At 72.2% G+C, this 18,036-nt stretch carries 19 protein-coding genes; 7 read left to right on the forward strand and 12 right to left on the reverse strand.

Annotated elements, in window-relative coordinates:
• Position 1: 1 nt before the first annotated feature.
• On the reverse strand, positions 2-1,516 hold the full coding sequence (gatA, locus tag JAN01S_RS01525; RefSeq protein ID WP_068312601.1) for an Asp-tRNA(Asn)/Glu-tRNA(Gln) amidotransferase subunit GatA: 1,515 nt from the start codon (positions 1,514-1,516) through the stop codon (positions 2-4).
• Between the two features lie 14 nt (positions 1,517-1,530).
• The gene (gatC, locus tag JAN01S_RS01530; RefSeq protein ID WP_068312604.1) at positions 1,531-1,827 is read right to left on the reverse strand and encodes an Asp-tRNA(Asn)/Glu-tRNA(Gln) amidotransferase subunit GatC; all 297 of its coding nucleotides are present in this window, start codon (positions 1,825-1,827) and stop codon (positions 1,531-1,533) included.
• 263 nt (positions 1,828-2,090) lie between these two features.
• Between gatC and JAN01S_RS01535 the strand changes: the two genes are divergently transcribed.
• On the forward strand, positions 2,091-3,017 hold the full coding sequence (locus tag JAN01S_RS01535; RefSeq protein ID WP_169797147.1) for a DUF559 domain-containing protein: 927 nt from the start codon (positions 2,091-2,093) through the stop codon (positions 3,015-3,017).
• A 106-nt stretch (positions 3,018-3,123) separates the two neighbouring features.
• Here JAN01S_RS01535 and JAN01S_RS01540 read toward each other — a convergent pair whose 3' ends face one another.
• On the reverse strand, positions 3,124-3,927 hold the full coding sequence (locus JAN01S_RS01540; RefSeq protein WP_244884705.1) for a carbon-nitrogen hydrolase family protein: 804 nt from the start codon (positions 3,925-3,927) through the stop codon (positions 3,124-3,126).
• Positions 3,924-4,457, reverse strand: coding sequence for a type II toxin-antitoxin system RatA family toxin (locus JAN01S_RS01545; RefSeq protein ID WP_068312609.1), 534 nt, complete (start codon positions 4,455-4,457; stop codon positions 3,924-3,926). Before JAN01S_RS01545 ends, JAN01S_RS01540 begins: the two co-directional genes overlap by 4 nt.
• 23 nt (positions 4,458-4,480) lie before the next feature.
• On the opposite strand from JAN01S_RS01545, the gene JAN01S_RS01550 reads away from it, so the two are divergent.
• The 3 genes from JAN01S_RS01550 to tpx all read left to right on the forward strand — a co-directional run bounded on the left by JAN01S_RS01550 (position 4,481) and on the right by tpx (position 6,275).
• Positions 4,481-4,924, forward strand: a complete 444-nt coding sequence (locus JAN01S_RS01550) for an HIT family protein (protein ID WP_068312613.1) — start codon at positions 4,481-4,483, stop codon at positions 4,922-4,924.
• On the forward strand, positions 4,921-5,712 hold the full coding sequence (locus JAN01S_RS01555; RefSeq protein ID WP_157075550.1) for a hypothetical protein: 792 nt from the start codon (positions 4,921-4,923) through the stop codon (positions 5,710-5,712). The genes JAN01S_RS01550 and JAN01S_RS01555 overlap by 4 nt, the downstream gene beginning before the upstream one ends.
• Before the next feature lie 68 nt (positions 5,713-5,780).
• Positions 5,781-6,275, forward strand: a complete 495-nt coding sequence (gene tpx, locus JAN01S_RS01560; protein ID WP_068312619.1) for a thiol peroxidase — start codon at positions 5,781-5,783, stop codon at positions 6,273-6,275.
• 112 nt (positions 6,276-6,387) lie between these two features.
• Here tpx and JAN01S_RS01565 read toward each other — a convergent pair whose 3' ends face one another.
• Genes JAN01S_RS01565 through ligA form a run of 4 tightly spaced genes read right to left on the reverse strand, consistent with a single transcriptional unit; the run spans position 6,388 to position 11,783 of the window.
• Entirely contained in the window at positions 6,388-7,422 is a 1,035-nt protein-coding gene (locus JAN01S_RS01565) for a class I SAM-dependent methyltransferase (protein ID WP_068312622.1), read from the reverse strand.
• Positions 7,422-9,140, reverse strand: a complete 1,719-nt coding sequence (locus JAN01S_RS01570) for a DEAD/DEAH box helicase (RefSeq protein ID WP_068312625.1) — start codon at positions 9,138-9,140, stop codon at positions 7,422-7,424. Before JAN01S_RS01570 ends, JAN01S_RS01565 begins: the two co-directional genes overlap by 1 nt.
• A 28-nt stretch (positions 9,141-9,168) precedes the next feature.
• Entirely contained in the window at positions 9,169-9,639 is a 471-nt protein-coding gene (locus tag JAN01S_RS01575) for a mycothiol transferase (RefSeq protein ID WP_068312628.1), read from the reverse strand.
• Complete coding sequence (gene ligA, locus JAN01S_RS01580) at positions 9,636-11,783, reverse strand: NAD-dependent DNA ligase LigA (protein WP_370670772.1); 2,148 nt, start codon at positions 11,781-11,783, stop codon at positions 9,636-9,638. Before ligA ends, JAN01S_RS01575 begins: the two co-directional genes overlap by 4 nt.
• 112 nt (positions 11,784-11,895) lie before the next feature.
• Here ligA and JAN01S_RS01585 point away from each other — a divergent pair, with 112 nt between their 5' ends.
• The 3 genes from JAN01S_RS01585 to JAN01S_RS01595 all read left to right on the forward strand — a co-directional run bounded on the left by JAN01S_RS01585 (position 11,896) and on the right by JAN01S_RS01595 (position 14,067).
• A complete protein-coding gene (locus JAN01S_RS01585; protein WP_084359917.1) occupies positions 11,896-12,132 on the forward strand; it encodes a type II toxin-antitoxin system VapB family antitoxin in 237 nt (78 codons plus the stop codon).
• Complete coding sequence (locus JAN01S_RS01590) at positions 12,129-12,506, forward strand: type II toxin-antitoxin system VapC family toxin (protein ID WP_068312634.1); 378 nt, start codon at positions 12,129-12,131, stop codon at positions 12,504-12,506. Before JAN01S_RS01585 ends, JAN01S_RS01590 begins: the two co-directional genes overlap by 4 nt.
• 64 nt (positions 12,507-12,570) lie before the next feature.
• Positions 12,571-14,067, forward strand: coding sequence for a long-chain-fatty-acid--CoA ligase (locus JAN01S_RS01595; RefSeq protein WP_068312637.1), 1,497 nt, complete (start codon positions 12,571-12,573; stop codon positions 14,065-14,067).
• 123 nt (positions 14,068-14,190) lie between these two features.
• Here JAN01S_RS01595 and JAN01S_RS01600 read toward each other — a convergent pair whose 3' ends face one another.
• Genes JAN01S_RS01600 through JAN01S_RS01615 form a run of 4 tightly spaced genes read right to left on the reverse strand, consistent with a single transcriptional unit; the run spans position 14,191 to position 18,021 of the window.
• Complete coding sequence (locus JAN01S_RS01600; protein ID WP_157075551.1) at positions 14,191-14,661, reverse strand: hypothetical protein; 471 nt, start codon at positions 14,659-14,661, stop codon at positions 14,191-14,193.
• Positions 14,658-15,632 (reverse strand): uroporphyrinogen decarboxylase/cobalamine-independent methonine synthase family protein, encoded by a 975-nt coding sequence (locus tag JAN01S_RS01605; protein ID WP_068312642.1) that lies wholly within the window; start codon positions 15,630-15,632, stop codon positions 14,658-14,660. Before JAN01S_RS01605 ends, JAN01S_RS01600 begins: the two co-directional genes overlap by 4 nt.
• The gene (gene mnmA / locus JAN01S_RS01610) at positions 15,629-16,837 is read right to left on the reverse strand and encodes a tRNA 2-thiouridine(34) synthase MnmA (protein ID WP_068312645.1); all 1,209 of its coding nucleotides are present in this window, start codon (positions 16,835-16,837) and stop codon (positions 15,629-15,631) included. The genes JAN01S_RS01605 and mnmA overlap by 4 nt, the downstream gene beginning before the upstream one ends.
• Positions 16,837-18,021: a cysteine desulfurase family protein gene (locus tag JAN01S_RS01615; protein ID WP_068312648.1), complete on the reverse strand. Its 1,185-nt coding sequence runs from the start codon at positions 18,019-18,021 to the stop codon at positions 16,837-16,839. The genes mnmA and JAN01S_RS01615 overlap by 1 nt, the downstream gene beginning before the upstream one ends.
• Between the last annotated feature and the right edge of the window lie 15 nt (positions 18,022-18,036).

Genomic DNA, 18,036 nt, shown 5'->3' on the forward strand with positions numbered 1-18,036 from the left:
CTCAGGCTCCCTTCATGACGGCCAGCTCGGGGGCCTGCTCGAGCAGGTGACCACCCCAGGCGGAGACGAGACGCTGCTCGAGGGCGGCGCCGACGGTGTAGAGGCGGTCGTCCGCCATGGCGGGCGCGAGGATCTGGAAGCCCGCGGGCAGCCCGTCCTCGGCGCGGCCGCTCGGCAGCGACATGCCGGGCACTCCGGCGAGGTTGGCCGGGATGGTCGCGATGTCACCGCGGTACATGGCCATCGGGTCGTCCGTCTTCTCACCGAAGCGGAAGGCGGTCGTCGGCGCCGTCGGGCTGACGAGGACGTCGGCGGCCTGGAAGGCCGCGGCGAAGTCGTCGGCGATGAGGCGGCGGACCTTTTGCGCGCTGCCGTAGTAGGCGTCGTAGTAGCCCGAGGAGAGGGCGTAGGTGCCGAGGATGATGCGGCGCTTGACCTCGTCACCGAAGCCGGCGTCACGGCTGGCGGCCATGACCTGCTCGGCACTCGGGGCGTCGACGCCCTCGGGACCGACCCGCAGGCCGTAGCGCATCGCGTCGAAGCGGGCGAGGTTGCTGCTCGCCTCGCTCGGCATGATCAGGTAGTACGCGCCGAGAGCGTGCACGAAGTTGGGGCAGGAGACCTCGACGACCTCTGCGCCGGCGTCGACGAGGTGCTGGACCGACTCGTCGAAGCGGGCCTGCACGAGCGGCGAGAAGCCCTCTCCCGTCAGCTCCTTGACGATGCCGATGCGCATCCCGGAGACGTCGGCGCGCTGGGCGGCGCCGACGACGTCGGGCACCTGCTGGTCGATGGAGGTCGAGTCGAGCGGGTCGTGACCGGCCATGACCTCGTGCAGGAGCGCGGTGTCGAGGACGGTGCGCGCGCACGGGCCGGCTTGGTCGAGGGAGGACGCCATGGCGACGAGGCCGTAGCGGGAGACGGCGCCGTAGGTGGGCTTGACGCCGACCGAACCGGTGACGGCAGCGGGCTGGCGGATCGAGCCACCCGTGTCGGTGCCGGTCGCCAGCGGTGCCTGCCAGGAGGCGACGACCGCGCTGGACCCACCGCCGGAGCCACCGGGGATCCGGTCGAGGTCCCACGGGTTGCGGGTCAGGCCGTAGGCGGAGTGCTCGGTGGAGGAGCCCATCGCGAACTCGTCCATGTTGGTCTTGCCGAGGATCGGCAGGCCGGCCGCCTTGAGGCGAGCGACGACGGTGGAGTCGTACGGCGGGACCCAGCCCTCGAGGATCTTGGAGCCGGCGGTCGTCGGGATGCCGGTCGTCGTCATGACGTCCTTGACCGCGATCGGGACGCCGGCGAGACGGTGCAGGCTCTCTCCCTTCGCGCGGCGCTCGTCGACGGCACGGGCCTCGGCGAGGGCGGACTCGCCGGCGACGTGCAGGTAGGCGCCGACCTGCTCGTCGACTCCCTCGATGCGGTCGAGGTGGGCGCGGGTGACCTGCTCGGAGGAGAGGTCACCGGAGGCCAGCGCGTCCGCGAGCGCGGCAGCGGTCATGCGGGTGGGGTCGCTCATGGGGTCCTTCTGGCTCAGTCTTCGGTGAGGATGCGCGGGACGGCGAAGCGCTGGACCTCGGAGGCCGGCGCCATGGCCAGGGCCTGCTCGGGCGTCAGCGACGGGCGCACCTCGTCCGGACGGGTGACGTTGACGATCGGCATCGGGTGGCTCATCGGCTCGACGCCCTCGATCGGCGCCTGCTGGACGGCCTCGACGGAGGAGATGATCGTCCCGAGCTCCCCGACCATGCGGTCGAGCTCGGCGGCGGAGAGGTCGATACGGGCCAACGAGGCCAGATGGGCCACGTCGTCGCGGGAGAGGTCAGACATGGCGCACAGTCTAGGAGCCGACGAAGGGGGTGGCCGCGCCGGTCGTCGCGGAGTCCCGTGGGGCCGCAGGGAGCGCGGGCTCGGCGTCCGGCCAAGGTGACTCGCGGGTACGACGACACGCTCGGTGGAGCCTCTTGCGCTGACCCCCGCTGTGACGCGGCGAGGTCACGCACGGTACGACGCGCATGTCGTCGTACCCGCGAGTCATAAAGCCTGTGGACAGCCCAGAGCGCGGTCCCGTCCGAGGCGCGACGATGCTGGACATGCAGGTGGAGGAGGTCCTCGCCGAGCTCGGAGGGGTCGCCACCCGCGCCGAGCTCCTCGCGCATGTCACGGAGCACGCCCTCCGCGGGGCCTTGGCGCAGAGCCGCATCACGCGGTGCGGGCGGGGGCGCTACGCGCTGCCTCCGACGCCACCCAGCGCCGAGCGGGTGACGTCGGTCGAGTTGGCCCGCAGGGGGCGGCAGGCGGCCCACCAGGTGTCCGGCACCGCCATCCTGCTGAGTGCTGCAGCGCGCTGGGGGTGGCGCACGAAGTGGGTGCCCACTCGCCCTCAGGTTGCCGTCCCGCTGGGGCGCAAGGTCCCGCCGTCGGTCCGTCGTTCGCTCGATGTGCGCTGGCGAGACATCCCCACCCGGGAGCGAGACGACGGCTGGGTGACCGACCGGATCCGCACCGCCATGGACTGTGCCGTGCTCCTGCCCCCCGACGAGGCCCTCGCCGTCCTCGACTCCGCTCTGCGTGAGGGCGCCGTCGACAAGGACGAGCTGGGTTTGGCGGCAGCGGCACTCCCCACTCAGCAGCGCAGTCGCGTCGAGCAGCTCGTCACGATGGCGAGTGACAAGCCCGCCAACCCCTTCGAATCGGTCATGCGGTGGATCGTCTCCGACATCGCCGGGCTGGTCGTGCGGCCGCAGGTCGAGATCCACGACCACGCCGGCAAGATCGGCACCGTCGACCTCGCCGACGAGCATCTTCTGATCATCCTGGAGGCCGATTCCTTTGAGTGGCACGGCCAGCTGGAGGGGCTCGAGAAGGACTGCCTTCGCTACAACCGGTTCGTGGCCGGTGGCTGGTTGGTCCTGAGGTTCACCTGGGACCAGGTAATGAACCACCCAGAACGGGTCCGCGAGATCGTCCTGCGGACGGTGGCCCTACGTGACTCGCGGGTACGACGACACGCTGGGTGAGTTGCCGCCCGCGAGCCCGCACCAGAAGCAGGGCCGAGGACCACGGAGTGGCCAGCCTGTCGTCGTACCCGCGAGTCACGAGCCGTGGGGCGGCGTCGCGGAGCGGTCAGAGCAGGGGCACGGCGGCCCGGGCCGCGCGCACCGCCTCGCGGTCCACCTCCGCGTCGAGCACGTCTTCTCCCCCACCCAGCCGCGCACGGACCTCCCCGGTCGGGTCGGCGAGGGCGGAGCGACCGATGCCGTACGGCCCGGAGACCGACTCGCGGGTCCATGCCTGACCGACCGCGAGCAGCCAGGACTGCGCGTCGTGGGCGCGCGCCCGGGTGAGCAGGTCCCACTGCGACGCCTTGCCGGGGCCGTCACCCCAGGAAGCGGGCAGCACGACGAGCTCGGCCCCGGCCCGCCCGAGCCGGGTGAACTGCTCACCGAAGCGCACGTCGTAGCAGGTCGCCAGCCCCACCCGCCAACCCTCGACGTCGAGCGTAACGACCCCGTCACCGGGCGCGACCGTGTCGGACTCGCGATGGCCGAAGGCGTCGTAGAGGTGGATCTTGCGGTAGCTGGTCTCAGTGATACCCGGCCCGGTGACGAGCAGGGTGTTGTGCACCCGCGAGCGCTCCTTGCCGTCCTCGGTCGTGATCTCGTCGGCAGGTGTGAACATCCCGACGACCAGCGTCACCCCGTGGCGCTGCGCGACCTCACGCACCCCGTCGGCGAAGCGCCCGTCGAGGGGCTCGGCCACGGTGTCGAGCCTCCCGGCGAAGCTGGCCATCGCCGCCTCGGGGTGGACGACGAGCCGGGCCCCGCGCTCGGCTGCCACCGAGGTGAGCTCGTCGATGCGGGCGAGGTTGGCGCTGGGGTCTCCCGTGGAGCTCCACTGGCATCCCGCGATCCGCAGGCGCGCGCTCACGCCGCGCCACCCCCTTCGCCCTCGCTCGGCAGAGCCCGCCGGGCCATGTCCTCCCGGGCGGCCGCGAGGACCTGCTCGTCCCGGCACCCCTGCGCGAAGCCCTCGATGCGCCGGGCGATCTCCCGCCCCAGCAGCCACTGCCCGATCGGGTGCGCGATCCGCTGCAGCCAGGTCGGTCGCACGTCGTAGGTGTACTTCCACACGGCGAGGGTCCCCTCGCCGTCCGCCTGGAAGCGCCACCCGCCGCCGAAGCGCGCGAAGAACCACGGCCCGGTCACCATCGTCATCCCCACCGACGTCGGCGGGCGCCACGAGACGTACTCGCTCACCATGGCCGGCGAGATCGGGCCGGCGAAGGACGAGCGGGTGAAGGTGCGCACCCCCACACCCGGCTCACGCGCCCCGTCGAGGAAGCGTTGCTCGCGGATGAACGGGTCCCACCGGCGACGGACAGCACCCGTCGTCTGGGACACGGCGAAGGCGAGGTCCGGCGGGACCGGGACGTGCACGTCGGCGCTGACCTGGGGCATGCCTCCACCCTAGGGTGAGGTGCATGGCGACTCTCTTCACGAAGATCATCGAGGGCGAGATCCCGGGACGGTTCGTGTGGTCCGACGAGACCTGCGTGGCCTTCCTGACGATCGAGCCGCTCACGGACGGGCACGCGATGGTCGTGCCCCGCGCCGAGCTCGAGCAGTGGACCGACGCGGACGAGCAGACCTGGGCGCACCTGCAGCGGGTCGCGATGATCATCGGCCGCGCGCAGCAGGCCGAGTGGGAGGCGCCGCGGATCGGCATGCTGCTCGAGGGCTTCCTCGTCCCGCACCTGCACGTCCACACGTGGCCGGCGTTCTCGCCCAAGGACTTCGACCCGCACGCGACGATGCGTGACGTGTCCGACGAGCGCTTCGATGAGGCGGCCGAGCGGCTGCGGGCCCGGCTGCGCTCCGACGGGCACGGCGAGCACGTCCCGGGGCCGGGGGCGCTGCCCGCATGATGTCGCGCCGCAAGAAGGCGGCGATGTTCGTCGCCGCGATCGTCGGGTTCTCGCTCGCGCTGATCGGCGGTGGCGCGCTCTTCCTCGCGGACGGGCAGCCGTGGCCGGCGGTGGCCTGGGTGCTCATCTGGGGCGTGGCGGTGGCCGTGACGTCCGCGGGCTTCATCGGGTTCCTGCGGGACACCGACCCCGACCTCGTGGACGAAGGGGGTCACACCCTCGTCGAGGCGCCGTCCGACCCCCTTCCCCCGGCGACGGACCGCAAGAACCCGTGGCCGTTCGCCTGGCTGGCCCCGGCGCTGGCGGACGCCTTCGAGGGCACGCCGTACGTCGTGCGCAGCAACGGCTCCTCGATCCTCGTGCACGCCGACCTGGCCGACGCCCGGTGGCAGCACGTGGCGACCGCGCACCACCTGCAGCACACCTTCGTCGCGCGGCTGGTCCCGGAGCGCCCGGGTGTCGTGCGGCGCACGGACGAGTCGCGCCGGGTCGAGGGCTCGCTCGGCCCGACCCGGCTCGGCGCCCAGGTCGCGGTGGCGTCCGGCCGACAGTGGAGCTACACGCGCCGCGTCGAGTACGGGCTCGGCCTCGACGGGTTCAAGAAGCGGGTCGACTACGAGTTCTCCACCTCGGAGATCAACGAGCCACTCCGGGAGATCATGGAGCGCGCCGGCTGGCGGGCCACGCTCGATGCCGAGTCCAAGGGCGCCCTCGTCATGGGCGGCATGGGCCTCTCCGCCCTCGTCCTCGTGCCCCTCGGCCTGGGCATCAAGGCGCTCGTCTCGTAGGGCCGCGACGGCGCCCACCCCTCGGGCCGATCGTGACTTCGACCGGCGCGGGGTGTAGGCATGGAGGCATGGCTACCACCGCATTCAAGGGCAACCCCGTCAACACCGCCGGCGAGCTGCCGGCCGCCGGCGCCAGCGCCCCGGCCTTCGACCTCGTCGGCGACGGACTCTCCGCGCTGACCTCCGCCGACGTCCCCGGGCGCGTCGTGCTCAACATCTTCCCCAGCATCGACACCGGCGTGTGCGCCGCGAGCGTACGCAAGTTCAACGAGCTCGCCGCGAGCCTCGACAACACGACCGTCGTCAACGTCTCCAAGGACCTCCCCTTCGCCCAGGCCCGCTTCTGCGGCGCGGAGGGCATCGACAAGGTCAAGGTCGGCTCGGCCTTCCGCTCCTCGTTCGGTGAGGACTACGGCGTGACGATGACCGACGGCCCGATGGCCGGTCTGCTCGCCCGCTCGGTCGTCGTCCTCGACGCCGACGGCAAGGTCGTCCACTCCGAGCTGGTCCCCGAGATCACCCAGGAGCCCGACTACGACGCGGCGGTCAAGGCCCTCGGCTGACCCACCCGGAGATCGAAGGGGGAGGTCGCCCGCTCGGGCGACCTCCCCCTTCGCACGTCCGGACCGCTCCGGACCGCGCATTTCCCCGGGGAGATGCGCGTCCCCTTGGCGGTCAGGCGCGGAGGGTGCGGGTGACCAGGTAATGCCGGTCGCGGGCGAGGATCTCGGTCTCGCCGACACCCCGCAGGCGCGGCAGGTACGGCAGGTGCGCGTTGTAGACGAGCACCAGCTGGCCGCCGGGCACGAGGACCCGGGCCGCGTCGTCGATCATCTCCAGCGTCGGCGTCGAGTCCTTGGCGGCACCGACGTGGAAGGGGGGATTGCTCACGATCGCGCCCACGGACGCGTCGGGCAGCTCGGTCAGGCCGACCGAGCGCCGCACGTCGACCCTCCCCTGCGTCGTCAGCCGGGCCGACGCGACGGCCGCCGCGGAGACGTCCACGGCCACCACGTCGTCGAAGCGCCGCCGCAGCAGTGACGCGAGCACCCCTGTGCCGCAACCGAGGTCGACGACCGTGCGGTCGGTGTCGGTGACCTGGTCCAACTGCCGCACGAGCAGCGCCGTCCCCGCATCGAGCCGCGTCCCGGCGAAGGCCGCCCCGTGCGCGTGCACGGTCAGGTCGAGCGACGCGTGGTGGCGCGAGCGCGGCCACGTCTGCTCCACGGCCCGGCGGGTGCGGGCGTGCAGGACGCGGGACTTCTGCCGGCCGAGACTGGCGGACACCTCCTCGAAGCTCGCGGCGAGCACGTCGTTCATCGACCGCGTCATGTGCTTGACCCGTCCGCCGGCGACGATGCGCACGCCGTCGGCGCCGAGCACCGCTGCGGTACGGGCGATCTCGTCCAGGGCGTCGAGGGAGTTCGGCAGCCGGAGCACGACGAGCTCGGCACCGGCGAGCGCCTCGCCGAGGGTCGGCACGACGGCCACGCCCGTCGCGGCGACGGCCCGCTCGCTCACCAGGCTGTCGCTGTGCGCGACGACGCTCCCCTCGCCCGCGCCCCCCTCGGCGACACTCCCCGCTGCACGCTCGGCGACCGCCACCGCCAACGCCCCGGTGTCGTCACCGATGACCGCGATACGTCCTGCGGGCTGCTCACCCAGCTCGTCGAGCAGCAGCCGGTCGACCGGGTCCGGCTCGGGCACCATCAGTGGCGAGGACCCTTGCGGTGCGGCTTCTTCGGCCCCTTGCGTGGGCCGCGCTCGGTCCACGGGCGCAACTCGATCAGCTGCCCCGAGATCCGGGTGCGGCTCAGCTTGTCCTCGGTGCCCGGCGGCAGCGGCGAGGGCAGCTCGACGATCGAGTGGTCACCGCGGATGTCGATCCGGCCGAAGTCCTGCCGGCTCAGGCCCCCTTCGTTGGCCAGGGCACCGACGATCTGCCGCGGCTCGACCTTGTGCCGGCGGCCGACGGCGATGCGGTAGGTCGCCTTGCCGTCGGCGCCGCGCGGGCCGCGGTCTCCCCCCTTCGTCCGGTCCGGGCGCTCCCCGCGCTCGCGCTGCGGACGCTCGCGGCGCGGCGGGTCGGGGTCGAGGAGCATCGGCTCGTCGCCCTGCGTGAGGATCGCGAGCGCCGCGGCGACATCGGCCTCGGGCACGTCGTGGTTGCGCACGTAGTGGGCGATGACGTCGCGGAAGGCGTCGAGGTCCGGCGAGGCGAGCGCCGTCGTGATCCGGTCGTCGAAGCGGCCAAGCCTGGTGGCGTTGACGTCCTCGACACTCGGCAGCGGCATCTCGGTCAGGGTCGTGCGGGTCGCCTTCTCGATGGACTTCAGCAGGTGGCGCTCGCGCGGGGTGACGAAGGAGATCGCGTCACCGGAGCGCCCGGCCCGACCGGTCCGCCCGATGCGGTGGACGTAGGACTCGGTGTCGGTCGGGATGTCGTAGTTGACGACGTGGCTGATCCGCTCGACGTCGAGGCCGCGCGCGGCGACGTCGGTGGCGACGAGGATGTCGAGACGGCCGGACTTCAGCTGGGCGACGGTCCGCTCGCGCTGGGCCTGGGCGACGTCGCCGTTGATCGCCGCGGCGGAGAACCCGCGTGCCCGCAGCTTTTCGGCGAGGGTCTCGGTCTCGTTCTTGGTGCGGACGAAGACGATCATCCCCTCGAAGGCCTCGACCTCGAGGATGCGCGTCAGGGCGTCGACCTTCTGCGGGTACGACACGAAGAGGAAGCGCTGGGTGATGTTGGGCGCCGTCGCCGTCTTGCGCTCGACGGTGATTTCGAGCGCGTCGGTGAGGTGCTTCTTGGAGATCCGCCGGATCTGCGGCGGCATGGTCGCGGAGAAGAGGGCGACGTGCTTGTCGTCGGGAGTGTCCGCGAGGATCGTCTCGACGTCCTCGGCGAAGCCCATCTTGAGCATCTCGTCGGCCTCGTCGAGGACGAGGAACCGCAGCTGCGACAGGTCGAGCGTCCCCTTGTCGAGGTGGTCCATGATCCGCCCCGGCGTCCCGACGACGACGTGCACGCCACGACGAAGGGCGGACAGCTGCACCCCGTAGCCCTGCCCGCCGTAGACCGGGAGCACGCGCACGCCCGGGATCCGGGCCGCGTACTTCTCGATCGCCTCGCAGACCTGCAGTGCGAGCTCGCGGGTCGGCGCGAGGATGAGCGCCTGCGGCGCCTTCTGCTTCGGGTCGAGCCGGCTGAGGATCGGCAGCGCGAAGGCGGCCGTCTTGCCGGTGCCCGTCTGCGCCAGGCCGACGACGTGCCGCCCCTCGAGGAGCGCGGGGATGGTCGCGGCCTGGATCGGCGAGGGGGTCTCGTAGCCGACGTCCTTGAGCGCCCTCACCACCCGCTCGTCGAGACCGAGGTCGGCGAAGGTCTGCTGGTCGTCGGGTGCTGCGGGGGCGCTGTCGCTGCTCACACCCCTGACGGTAGTCGAGCGGCGGCGGTCAGCGTCCCAGGAGCAGATCGACGGTCAGGTCGACGTGGCCGAGGTGCTGGAAGAGCTCTTCGATGACGTGCAGAGCGATGAAGCCCTGGGTGATCGGCTCGGGGTCGCCCTCCTCCCAACCGTCGGGCCCGCGCGGCGGGGCGCCGGCCTCGTAGTCGGCGAGGTCGGTGACCCACCGACGTCGCTGGGCGGCGACGATCTCCTCGAGCTGCCCGATCGTGCCGGTCGCGGTGAACTCGGCGGCCCGGTCGCGGTGGATGCTGCGGCCGGCGATCGACTCGCCGCCCCAGCGCTCCATGACGCCGCAGCAGTGGACGACCAGGGCGTAGACGCTGTTGGCGCCCTCGACGTCGGGGCGGCGGCAGAGCAGCTCGTCTCCCCCGGCGTCGACGAGCTCGTCGGCGCGCGCGAGGAGCCTCGCCAGCGCGGCGTCGACATACCACTGGAGGGTGGCCAGGTCGGAGGTCATGCGTCGCTCTCCGGTGCGTCGGCCCCGGCGGCGTCCGCGTCCTCACCGAAGCCGGCCACGGTCCCCGTGGTGAGCAGCTCCTCGAACTGCTCCTCGGTGAGGATCGGCCGCCCGAGGTCACGGGCCTTGGCCTCCTTGGACCCGGCGTTGTCGCCGACGACGACCCAATCGGTCTTCTTGCTCACCGAGCCCGAGGCCTTGCCGCCGCGCTCGAGGATGGCCTCCTTGGCGGAGTCGCGGGAAAAGCGCTCGAGCGAGCCGGTGACGACGACGGTGACGCCCTCGAGGGTCTGCGCGATCGACTCGTCGCGCTCGTCCTCCATGCGCACCCCGTCGGCGGCCCACTGGTCGACGATCGCGCGGTGCCAGTCGTTGCCCTCGCCGTCGAACCACTCGCGCACCGCCGCGGCGATCGTCGGGCCGACGCCCTCGACGTCGGCGAGCGCCGCCTCGTCGGCCTCACGGATCGCGGCGATCGAGCCGAAGTGCTGAGCGAGCGCCCGGGCCGCGGTCGGCCCGACGTGCCGGATCGAGAGCGCGACGAGCACCCGCCACAGCGGCTGCTCCTTGGCCTGCTGGAGGTTGTCGACGAGCTTGGCGCCGTTGGCCGAGAGGACCCGACCGTCGTGGACGGCCTCCTCCGGATCGGTCTTCTTCGCCGCCCGGGTGAAGAGCGGCACGCGGGCGACGTCCTGCGCGGTCAGGCCGAAGAGCCCGCCCTCGTCGGTGAGCACGCCGGAATCGAGGAGCCCGACGGCGCCCTCCCAGCCGAGCGCCTCGATGTCGAAGGCGCCGCGCCCGGCGAGCGACGACAGCCGCTCGCGCAGCTGGCTGGGGCAGGTGCGCGAGTTGGGGCAGCGGATGTCCTTGTCGCCCTCCTTCTGCGGCGCGAGCTCGGTCCCGCAGGCCGGGCAGTGCGTCGGCATGACGAACTCCCGCTCGCTGCCGTCGCGCAGCTCGACGACCGGCCCGAGGATCTCGGGGATGACGTCGCCCGCCTTGCGCAGCACGACGGTGTCGCCGATGAGCACGCCCTTGCGCTTGACCTCGTGCGCGTTGTGCAGGGTCGCGAGGGAGACCGTCGACCCAGCCACCGTCACCGGCTCCATGACGCCGAAGGGGGTGACCCGCCCCGTGCGCCCGACGTTGACCTGGATGTCGAGGAGCGTGGTGTTGACCTCCTCGGGCGGGTACTTCCACGCGATGGCCCAGCGCGGGGCCCGCGAGGTCGACCCCAGCCGACGCTGCACGGCGATCTCGTCGACCTTGACGACGACGCCGTCGATCTCGTGGTCGTAGTCGTGCCGCTGCGCCTCGACCTCGGAGATGAACTCGCGCACCCGCGTCATCGAGTCGAAGACCTTGTAATGCGGGGAGGTCGGCAGCCCCCAGGCCGCCATGAGCTCGTAGGCATGGCTCTGGCTGTCGATGTCGAAGCCCTCGCGCCGCCCCATGCCGTGGACCAGCATGCGCAGCGGGCGCCGGGCCGTGACGCGAGGGTCCTTTTGCCGCAACGATCCGGCAGCCGAGTTGCGCGGGTTGGCGAAGGGGGCCTTGCCCGCCTCGACGAGTCCCGCGTTGAGCTCCTCGAAGTCCTCGAGCCGGAAGAAGACCTCGCCCCGGACCTCGACGAGGTCGGGCACCGGGTGCTCGCTGTCGTCGAGCTGGGTGGGGATGCCCTCGATGGTGCGCACGTTCATCGTCACGTCCTCACCGGTGCGCCCGTCACCGCGGGTGAGCGCGCGGGTGAGCTTGCCCCCTTCGTACAGGAGGTTGATCGCGAGGCCGTCGATCTTGAGCTCGCACAGGTAGTGGAACCCGGAGACCTCCTGCTCGACCCGGCGCGCCCAGTCGAGCAGCTCGTCGCCCTCGAAGGCGTTGTCGAGGCTGAGCATCCGCTCGAGGTGGTCGACGGCGGTGAAGTCGGTGGAGAAGATCGCCCCGCCCACCTGCTGCGTCGGCGACTCGGGCGTGCGCAGGGCGGGGTGGGCCTCCTCGAGCTCCTGCAGCCGGCGGATCAGCCGGTCGTAGGCGGCATCGCTGATCGTCGGCGCGTCCTTGACGTGGTAGGCGAACTGCGCGGCGTGCGCCTGCTCGGCCAGGTCGGCCCACTCGTGTCGTGCGTCCTCGGGGATCTCGCTCACGGACACATCCTGCCGCAGCCTGCCGACAGCCCGACGCTGTCGGCACCCTCGCGTAGCGTCACTCGCACACCGACTTCTACCATCGGAGGGTAGAATCTTGACCGTGGCGACCATGAACATCAAGGACCCCGAAGTGCACCGCATGGCCATGGAGCTGGCCGCCCTGCGGCACACCAGTGCGACCGGGGCCGTGCGCGAGGCACTGCGCGAGGCCATCGAGCGGCAGCGTCGCAATCTGCGCGAGGGCGTCGGCGAGCAGCTGCGCGACCTGGCGGCACGTGGTCGGGCGCTGGACGAGCCGGTCCGCGACGTCGACGATCTCTACGACGAGCAGGGCCTGCCCCGATGATCGTCGACACCTCGGCACTCGTTGCCGTCCTGCGGGGCGAGCACGACGCCGATCGCTTCATCGCCGCCATGGAGTCGGCGCCCGACCTGCGGGTCTCGACCGCGACCGTCCTCGAGTGCACCCTGGTCCTCGGGCCACGACGCACCGAGCTCCTCGACGAGTTGCTGCAGGTCGTGGCAGCCGAGATCGTCCCCTTTGACGAGGAGCAGCTGGCGCTGGCCCGGGAGGCCCACCGACGTTACGGCCGCGGCAGCGGGTCGGCGGCCCGACTCAACTTCGGTGACTGCTTCACCTACGCGCTGGCGCACTCGCGCGGCGAGCCGCTGCTCTTCAAGGGCGACGACTTCACCCGGACCGACGTGACGGCCACCTGACCTCCCTTCCCTCGAGCGCGCAGACAAGGTTGGATGGGCGCACCCGAACCCCTAGGAGTCGACGATGACCAATTTGGCGAGCAACCTCGTCACCACGGCCCAGGCCCACCCCGACAAGGTGGCGATCAAGCTCGACGACGCGGAGCTGACGTGGTCCCAGCTGCACGGCCTCGCCGCCAAGGCCGCGGGTGCGATGCGGGCCGCCGGCCTCGAGCCCGGTGACCGGGTCTCGCTCATCCTGCCCAACGTGCCCGCGTTCCCGGTCCTCTTCTACGGTGCGCTGCTCGCCGGTGGCACCGTCGTGCCGATGAACCCGCTGCTCAAGGCGCAGGAGATCGAGTACTTCTACACCGACTCCGGGGCGAAGTTCTCCTTCGTCTGGGGCGACTTCGCCGCCGAGGCCCAGGCCGGTGCCGAGGGCACCGACACCACGGTCATCGTCTCCGGCCCGGTCGGCCCGAGCGACGAGGACCTGCCGCCCAGCGAGCCGATCGCCACCCCGGTCGAGCGCGACGCCGAGGACACCGCGGTCATCCTCTACACCTCCGGCACCACCGGCCGGCCGAAGGGGGCCGAGCTCACCCACAAGAACCTCGACCTCAACGCCCAGCGCTCGGCCGAGGACATCATCGGCATCCAGCCCGATGACGTCATCATGGGTTGCCTGCCCCTCTTCCACGTCTTCGGCCTGACCTGCGGCCTGAACACCGCCGTGCGCCAGGGCGCGACGCTCACCCTCATCCCGCGCTTTGAGCCGGGCAAGGCGCTGGAGGTCATCGAGCGCGACAAGGTGACGATCTTCGAGGGCGTGCCGACGATGTACGGCGCGATGCTGCACCACCCCACGGTCGCCGACACCGACACGAGCAGCCTGCGCACCTGCGTCTCGGGCGGATCGTCGCTGCCCGGCGAGACGCTGCGCGAGTTCGAGGAGACCTTCAAGGTCTCCCTGCTCGAGGGCTACGGCCTGTCCGAGACCTCGCCCGTCGCCTCCTTCAACATGCTCGACCAGCCGACCAAGCCCGGCACGATCGGGCGCGCCATCCCCGGCTGCGAGATGAAGCTCATCGGCGCCGACGGCCAGGACGTCGGCCCGGGCGAGGGCGTCGGCGAGATCGCGATCCGCGGTGACAACGTCATGAAGGGCTACTGGGGCAAGCCCGAGGCCACCGCCGAGGCGATCCCGGACGGCTGGTTCCGCACCGGCGACATCGCGAGCGTCGACGAGGACGGCTACTACACGATCGTCGACCGCAAGAAGGACCTGATCATCCGCGGCGGCATGAACATCTACCCGCGCGAGGTCGAGGAGGTGCTGTACACCCACCCGGACGTGCTCGAGTGCGCGGTCGTCGGCGTGCCGCACCCCGAGCTGGGCGAGGACGTGGGCGCCGCTGTCTCGCTGCGCGAGGGCGCCTCCGGCGACGTCGACGAGATCCAGCAGTACGTCAAGGAGCGGATCGCCGCCTACAAGTACCCGCGCACCATCTGGGTCCTCGACGAGCTGCCCAAGGGCCCGACGGGCAAGATCCTCAAGCGGGAGATCCACGCCCCCGCCTGACCCAACGCCGCTCGAGGTGCGAGGTGCCCTGGGCCCGAGCCTCGAGACCCGGTGACTCGAAGAAGGAGCGCGACCTCGTGGTCGCGCTCCTTCTTCGATCCGGCAGTCCGTGGCGAGGGGGGCTCAGTCGTCGACAGCGATCCGCCCGCGGTTGGTCAGCAGGACGATGACGGTGAGCGCGGTCCCGATGCCGACCGCCATGAGCGGCACCGCGGCGTAGAGCTCCCAAGGCCCTCCGTCATACGCCTTGCGCCCGTCGGCGACCCACAGCCGGACGGTGTCGCCCCCTTCGACCCGCGCGTTGTCGGGGCACCGGGTCCACCAGGCGGTGCCCCGATCCGACCCGTCCTGCCATATGACCGTGACGAGGTCGCCCCGCGCGCTGGCGCGAGAGCACTTCTGGGTGTCCTGCTGCACCTGCGCGACCTGCACGTCACGCTCGTGGGTGAACCCGAGATGGTGCCCCCGGAAGTCCCCGTTGAGGACCATCAGCCCGGCCGCGATGACGACGACGAGGACGAGCGCACCACGGGTCATCCGCCACCACAGCCGCATGAAGCGCCGCGGCCACGCCCTGCGGTCAGGCTCGTTCACGCGGCCGCTGCGTCGGTCAGCGCGGCCGCGAGGTCGGTGGTCGTCCGCACGGCCTGGACGGCAGCGCCGGACCCCGCCAGCCCACAGCTCGGCGTCACGACGACGTCCGCGAGCGAAGGGAGCGTCAGCCCGATCCGCTGCCACGCCCCGACGAGCCGGTCCCGTGCCGTCCGCCAGTCGGTGCGGCCCGTGGTGGGCACCGCACCGGCCCAGAGGGTGAGACCGCCCTCGACGGCCTCCGCCAGTTGCTCCCAGCGCGGCCCGTCGAGCAGTGAGGTGTCGAGCGAGATGCCACCCGCACCGGTCTGCCGCAGCAGCTCCACCGGCACGTCACCCGCGCAGCAGTGCACGAGGGTGCGCCGCTCCCCCGCGGCCTCGAGCACCTCGCGCAGCCCGTCGCGCACCTCCGACCGGTCGACGGCCCGCAGGCGCCCGTACCCGGATGCCGTCGGCAGCCGGCCCTCGAGCACGGCCGGCAGACCGGGCTCGTCGACCTGCACGACGACCTCGGCGCCCGGCACGAGCCGCTCGACGTCGGCGATGTGGCCACGCAGCCCCTCGGCGAACGACCCGACGAGGTCGCGCCGCGCACCGTGGTCGGCGACCGCCCGCTCACCGCGGGCCAGCTCGATGCTCGCCCCGAGCGTCCACGGCCCGGTGACCTGCACCTTGAGCGGTCCGCTCCATCCGTCGTAGGCCTCGGCGAGCTCGTCGAGGTCCTCGCGCAGGAGGGCGCGGGCCCTCCCTTCGTCCGCTCCGGGCCGACCGGCGAAGCGCCACCCGTACGGCTGGGTCTCCACGTGCAACCCCTCGAGCAGCGCGGCGGCGCGCCCGACCATGTCCGCACCGACCCCGCGGGCGGGCAGCTCGGGCAGGTGCGGGATGCCGTCGCCGAACAGGTCACGGACGGTGACGATGGCCTCGCGGGCGCTCGTGCCCGGCCAAGAGCCGACACCGGAGGCGAGCGTCATGAGCCATCCCCGGGTGGAGGTATACGCGCGGGTGATGCGTCGGCGAGCCCACGTCCACCCCGCGTGGCCCGGGCGATCGTCCCCGACCCGACGACCCGTGTGCCGTCGTAGAGGACGATCGACTGACCGGGGGCCGCGCCGCGCACCGCGTCGTCGAGCCGCACGATCAGGCGGGTCCCTTCGAGGCTCCCTTCGAGGCTCCTTCGTCGCTCCTCAGGGCACCGCGTCCCTCGCTCCTCAGGGACCGTGGACACCACCTCAGCGGTCGCCGGGATCTCCTCGCCGTGCGCCCGGATCTGCGCGCCCAGGCGCAGCCGACCGCCCGCGGCGGGCCCGCACCAGCGGACGTGGTCGGCCTCGATGAGGTCGGCGCCGAGCAGGTCGGCGGTGCCGATGAAGACGCGGTTGGTCGCGGCCTCGACGCGGGTGACGTACCGCGCCTCGCCGTCGAGCGAGGACCGCTCCAGACCCAGCCCGCGTCGCTGCCCGACGGTGAACCCGTAGGCCCCGCGGTGCGCGCCGACGACCTCGCCGGAGCCCTCGTCGACGATCTCCCCCTCCTGCTCACCGAGTCGCCGGGTGAGCCAGCCGCGGGTGTCGCCGTCGGCGATGAAGCAGATGTCGTGGGAGTCGGGCTTCTTGGCCACGGCGAAGCCACGCTCGGCCGCTTCCTCGCGGATCTGCGGCTTGGTCGTGTCGCCGAGGGGGAAGAAGGCGCGCGCCAGCTGCTCCTCGTCGAGCACGCCGAGCACGTACGACTGGTCCTTGGCCATGTCGACGGCGCGGTGCAGCTCGCGGCCGTGCGGTCCGTCGACGATCTGCGCGTAGTGCCCGGTCGCGACCGCGTCGAAGCCGAGCGCGAGCGCCTTGTCGAGCAGCGCGGCGAACTTGATCTTCTCGTTGCAGCGCAGGCAGGGGTTGGGGGTGCGACCGGCCTCGTACTCGGCGACGAAGTCCTCGACGACGTCACGGGCGAAGGGGGTGGCCATGTCCCACACGTAGAAGGGGATGCCGAGCTTGTCCGCGACGCGGCGGGCGTCACCGGCGTCCTCGATCGTGCAGCACCCGCGGGCACCCTCGCGCAGCCGCTTGGCGTCCTTGGCCAGGGCGAGGTGGACGCCGACGACGTCGTGCCCGGCCTCGATCATCCGGGAGGCGGCGACCGCCGAGTCGACGCCTCCGCTCATCGCGGCGACGACACGCATCAGGCGGCCCCGCTGGCCCGTCGGGCTCGGGTGACGGCCTCGGGCAGGGCGGCGAGGACGGCATCGACATCGGCCTCGGTGGAGGTCCAGCCGAACGAGACGCGAAGGGAGCCGCGCGCCTCCTCCTCCGAGCGCCCCATCGCGAGCACGACGTGGGAGGGCTGCGGGATGCCGGCCTGGCAGGCCGAGCCGGTCGAGACGGCGATGTCGGCTGCGTCGAGCAGGTAGAGCATCGAGTCGCCCTCGCACCCGGGGATGGTGATGTGGGCGTTGCCGGGCAGGCGGGTCGTGACGTCGCCGACCTCCCAGCAGCCGGTGACGCGGATGCCGAGGTCGAGCTGCTGGGTGCCGGCGAGGAAGCGGTCGCGGAGTCCGCCGATGCGCAACGCCTCTGCCTCCCTTCGCTCCACGGCCTCGGTGAGCGCGACGGCGAAGGCGCGGATCGCGGGCACGTCGAGAGTGCCGGAGCGCACGCCGCGCTCCTGCCCGCCACCGTGGCTCAGGGCGACGAGGCGGGCGTCGCGCTTGGCGACGAGCGCGCCGATGCCGAGCGGCCCACCGAACTTGTGCGCGCTGACGCTCATGAGGTCGACGTCGCTCGCCTCGAAGTCGACGGGCAGGTGCCCCACGGCCTGGACCGCGTCGGTGTGGAAGGCCAGCCCGTGCTCGTGCGCGATCGCGGCCATCGCGGTGACGTCCTGGACCGTGCCGACCTCGTTGTTGGCCCACATGACCGAGACGAGCCCGACGCTGCCGGGGTCCTGCTCGATCGCCGCGCGCACCGCATCGGGCTGCACGGTGCCGCACTCCCCCGGCGCGACGAAGGTCGCCTGCGCGCCCTCGTGCTCGACCGCGTGGTCGACGACGTCGAGGACGGCGTGGTGCTCGACCCCGCTGACGACGATCCGGGAGCGAAGGGAGTCGGCCGCCCGGGCCGCGCGCAGCGAGCCGGTGATGGCCAGATTGTCGGCCTCGGTCCCGCCGGAGGTGAAGACGATCTCGCTCGGCCGGGCACCCAGCGCCGAGGCGATCCGCTCGCGGGCCTCCTCGACGACCCGGCGCGCGTCGCGGCCGGGGCCGTGCAGGCTCGAGGCGTTGCCGGTCAGCGCCATCTGCTCGACCATCGCCTCCCGGGCAGCGGGAGTCATCGGCGTGGTCGCCGCGTGGTCGAGGTAGGTGGTCATCGCACAGAGTCTACG

Source organism: Janibacter anophelis NBRC 107843 (genome assembly GCF_001570945.1).
GTDB lineage: Bacteria > Actinomycetota > Actinomycetes > Actinomycetales > Dermatophilaceae > Janibacter > Janibacter anophelis.

Excerpts from the sequence above, each read along its gene's own strand:
- gatA (WP_068312601.1), bottom strand. The coding sequence starts at position 1,516 with ATGAGCGACCCCACCCGCATGACCGCTGCCGCGCTCGCGGACGCGCTG.
- JAN01S_RS01595 (WP_068312637.1), top strand. The coding sequence starts at position 12,571 with ATGACCAATTTGGCGAGCAACCTCGTCACCACGGCCCAGGCCCACCCC.
- JAN01S_RS01545 (WP_068312609.1), bottom strand. The coding sequence starts at position 4,457 with ATGCCCCAGGTCAGCGCCGACGTGCACGTCCCGGTCCCGCCGGACCTC.
- JAN01S_RS01605 (WP_068312642.1), bottom strand. The coding sequence starts at position 15,632 with ATGACGCTCGCCTCCGGTGTCGGCTCTTGGCCGGGCACGAGCGCCCGC.
- JAN01S_RS01615 (WP_068312648.1), bottom strand. The coding sequence starts at position 18,021 with ATGACCACCTACCTCGACCACGCGGCGACCACGCCGATGACTCCCGCT.
- mnmA (WP_068312645.1), bottom strand. The coding sequence starts at position 16,837 with ATGCGTGTCGTCGCCGCGATGAGCGGAGGCGTCGACTCGGCGGTCGCC.
- JAN01S_RS01550 (WP_068312613.1), top strand. The coding sequence starts at position 4,481 with ATGGCGACTCTCTTCACGAAGATCATCGAGGGCGAGATCCCGGGACGG.
- JAN01S_RS01590 (WP_068312634.1), top strand. The coding sequence starts at position 12,129 with ATGATCGTCGACACCTCGGCACTCGTTGCCGTCCTGCGGGGCGAGCAC.
- gatC (WP_068312604.1), bottom strand. The coding sequence starts at position 1,827 with ATGTCTGACCTCTCCCGCGACGACGTGGCCCATCTGGCCTCGTTGGCC.
- JAN01S_RS01555 (WP_157075550.1), top strand. The coding sequence starts at position 4,921 with ATGATGTCGCGCCGCAAGAAGGCGGCGATGTTCGTCGCCGCGATCGTC.
- JAN01S_RS01565 (WP_068312622.1), bottom strand. The coding sequence starts at position 7,422 with ATGGTGCCCGAGCCGGACCCGGTCGACCGGCTGCTGCTCGACGAGCTG.
- JAN01S_RS01535 (WP_169797147.1), top strand. The coding sequence starts at position 2,091 with ATGCAGGTGGAGGAGGTCCTCGCCGAGCTCGGAGGGGTCGCCACCCGC.
- tpx (WP_068312619.1), top strand. The coding sequence starts at position 5,781 with ATGGCTACCACCGCATTCAAGGGCAACCCCGTCAACACCGCCGGCGAG.
- JAN01S_RS01575 (WP_068312628.1), bottom strand. The coding sequence starts at position 9,639 with ATGACCTCCGACCTGGCCACCCTCCAGTGGTATGTCGACGCCGCGCTG.
- JAN01S_RS01585 (WP_084359917.1), top strand. The coding sequence starts at position 11,896 with ATGAACATCAAGGACCCCGAAGTGCACCGCATGGCCATGGAGCTGGCC.